The sequence below is a fragment of the Bacteroidota bacterium genome, assembly GCA_034723125.1.
GTDB lineage: Bacteria > Bacteroidota > Bacteroidia > CAILMK01 > JAAYUY01 > JAYEOP01.
In genome coordinates this window covers 1-2,447 of sequence record JAYEOP010000359.1, presented here as the reverse complement: position 1 = coordinate 2,447, position 2,447 = coordinate 1, and the positions used below count along the sequence as shown (strand labels likewise).

General features: G+C 32.9%; 2 protein-coding genes. Both read left to right on the top strand.

Features of this window, described 5'->3' with window-relative positions:
• Positions 1-71 precede the first annotated feature (71 nt).
• Positions 72-1,106 (top strand): Holliday junction branch migration DNA helicase RuvB, encoded by a 1,035-nt coding sequence (gene ruvB, locus U9R42_09690; GenBank protein MEA3496294.1) that lies wholly within the window; start codon positions 72-74, stop codon positions 1,104-1,106.
• 8 nt (positions 1,107-1,114) lie between these two features.
• Positions 1,115-2,023, top strand: coding sequence for a tRNA epoxyqueuosine(34) reductase QueG (gene queG, locus U9R42_09685; protein MEA3496293.1), 909 nt, complete (start codon positions 1,115-1,117; stop codon positions 2,021-2,023).
• Positions 2,024-2,447: the final 424 nt, after the last annotated feature.

Genomic DNA, 2,447 nt, shown 5'->3' with positions numbered 1-2,447 from the left:
TTATTTAAATTCAAATGCTTATTTTTGTTGAAATTTGTAAAATTCAAACAAAGGAAATAATATTGAATATTGTGGGAAACAATGAAGAAATAAAAAGAACAATAGATGCTTTATCCTCTAAGGAAAAAAAAGTGGAGAAGGAATTACGTCCAATTGAATTTGATGATTTTGTTGGGCAAAAAAAACTGCTTGACAATTTAATAGTTTTTGTGAAAGCGGCAAAGCAAAGAGGTGAAGCACTTGATCATATTCTTTTACATGGACCTCCCGGATTAGGAAAAACAACACTTGCTTACATTTTATCAAATGAACTTGAATCGGATATAAAAACAACATCAGGACCTGTACTTGACAAACCTGCAAATCTTGCGGGATTATTAACAAATCTTGATGAAGGTGATATTCTTTTTATTGATGAAATCCACAGAATGAATCCCCTTGTTGAAGAATATCTTTATTCGGCAATGGAAGATTATAAAATAGATATTATGATTGACCAAGGACCAAATGCAAGGTCTGTTGAATTAAAATTAAACCCATTTACTTTAGTTGGTGCAACAACTCGTTCAGGCTTACTTACATCTCCTTTGCGTGCACGTTTTGGTATTTCTGCACGTCTTGAATATTATACTGCCGAAGAACTTACATTAATTGTTCAGCGTTCTTCCGGAATTTTAAATGTAGATATTAAGCATGATGCGGCATTTGAAATTGCAAGAAGAAGCAGAGGAACACCCCGTGTTTCTAATGCTTTATTGCGTAGAGTAAGAGATTTTGCCCAAATAAAAACCGATGGTAAAGTTGAAATGAAAATAACTAAATATGCTCTTGAAGCACTTGGTGTGGATGAAAACGGATTGGACGAAATGGATAATAAAATACTTTTATCAATAATTGAAAAATTTAATGGAGGTCCTGTGGGTATTAAAACTATTGCAACAGCAGTAAGTGAAGAAGCTGAAACAATTGAAGAAGTTTATGAACCGTTTTTGATTAAAGAAGGGTTTTTAAAAAGAACAGCAAGAGGCAGAGAAGCAACTCCGAGAGCATTCAAACATTTGAATATAAAACCGGGAAAATCAACTCAATCATTGTTTGATTTTTAAAGAATTGCATGCAAAAAAATAACAAAAAAGAAATTACACTCGCAATAAAAAAAGAAGCTAAAAGACTTGCTTTTGTTGCATGTGGAATTTCTAAAGTTTCTTTTTTAGAAAATGAAGCAAAACATTTTGACAAATATCTTAAAGAAGGACGTAATGCAAAAATGGATTATTTGGCAAACAACATAAGTAAAAGAAAAAATCCGCAAGAATTGGTTGAAAATTCAAAATCTGTTATTTCTCTACTTTTAAATTATTATCCTCAAGAAAAACAAAATCCTGATACAAAATATCAAATATCTAAATATGCTTATGGCAGGGATTATCACAAGGTACTTAAGAAGAAACTTAAATCTTTAACGGCTTTTATTGAGAAATGTACAGGGGAAAAAAACGCAAGATTTTTTGTCGATACCGCTCCGGTTTTTGAAAAAGCTTGGGCGGAAAAATCAGGAATAGGATGGATTGGCAAAAACACTCTTTTGATAAATCAAAAATACGGCTCTTTTGTTTTCCTCGGTGAAATAATTATTGATCTTGAATTAAATTATGACCAAGCAATAGAGGAACAATGCGGAAGTTGTACAAAATGCATTGATGCATGCCCGACAAATGCTTTAATTGAAGCATATAAAATTGACTCCAACAAATGTATTTCTTATCAAACAATTGAAAACAATAATCCGTCTCTAAATTTTGATACGCATAATTGGGTTTACGGTTGTGATATTTGCCAAAACGTTTGCCCTTACAACAAAGAAATACCAATAACAGAAGAAAGTGATTTTTTAATTAAAGAAGTAATTAAAAATTATACCGACAAAGACTGGAAAAACTTAGATGAAAAAAAGTTTGAGAAAATTTTTAACGGAACTGCTGTTAGAAGATTAGGGTACAAAAATTTTATGCGAAACTTTTGATGAGTTGTTTATTTGTTTAAACGCAGAGTCGCAGAAACGCAGAGAAAAAAGTAATTAATAAATCAACGTTATTCAACTGCGGACTGGGGGCTGTTTTTGACTGCCGACTGGAGACTGCGGACTCGTAATTTGTTTATTCGTAACACATAACTCTAAGTACTTCTTTTTGTTTATTTGAAAGCTCCACCATACCGTCATTGCGAAGGAAGTATGACTGAAGCAATCTGATGAATAAGAGTAGGATGCTTTTTTTACTACCTCTGCAAAAAAGCCCGAGATTGTCGCGGTCGTACCTCTCTCACAATGACGACTTTATGGGTTGTTGAAAGAATTATTTATCCATACGGACAGGTTTTGTTTATTTGGTGATTTGATGATTTGTTTTTTCGGAATTTGACTGCCGACTGAAGACTGCCGACTGCGG

Bases quoted from the DNA above. Each gene is read 5' to 3' on its own strand.
- queG (MEA3496293.1), top strand. From the start codon at position 1,115: ATGCAAAAAAATAACAAAAAAGAAATTACACTCGCAATAAAAAAAGAA.